Annotated in this window: 1 protein-coding gene; it reads right to left on the bottom strand. The window is 70.0% G+C overall.

Features of this window, described 5'->3' with window-relative positions; genetic code table 11:
- Positions 1 to 257 (bottom strand): hypothetical protein (locus tag ACM0OX_RS35830; protein ID WP_414519978.1); only part of this gene is annotated, 257 nt, incomplete at both ends.

The raw sequence follows: 257 nt of genomic DNA, 5'->3' as shown, positions 1-257 counted from the left end.
ACAGGCGGGTTGCGATGCTCCGCCGCACAGCGTGCTGGCGGTGATCGCCTGCATGTAGCCGGCGACCTTCGCCGGTGCGATCCGGTACGGCAGGTCGCGGCGCTGCTCGGCCGCATCGGCCGGCCGCCAGCCGTACTGCACCTGGTGGATGAAACCGTTGCCCTGCAGGTAGGCCACCACCGCACCTTCACCGAACGGCGCAGCCGGGCCGACCTTGTCGCAGAAGCCGCCAGCGACCGCGAACTCGACACCGTTGA

Source organism: Nostoc sp. PCC 9305 (assembly GCF_963920915.1).
Classification (GTDB): domain Bacteria; phylum Cyanobacteriota; class Cyanobacteriia; order Cyanobacteriales; family Nostocaceae; genus Nostoc.
Note: the sequence above shows the minus strand (reverse complement) of the source record. Positions and strands in the feature narration are given on the sequence as shown.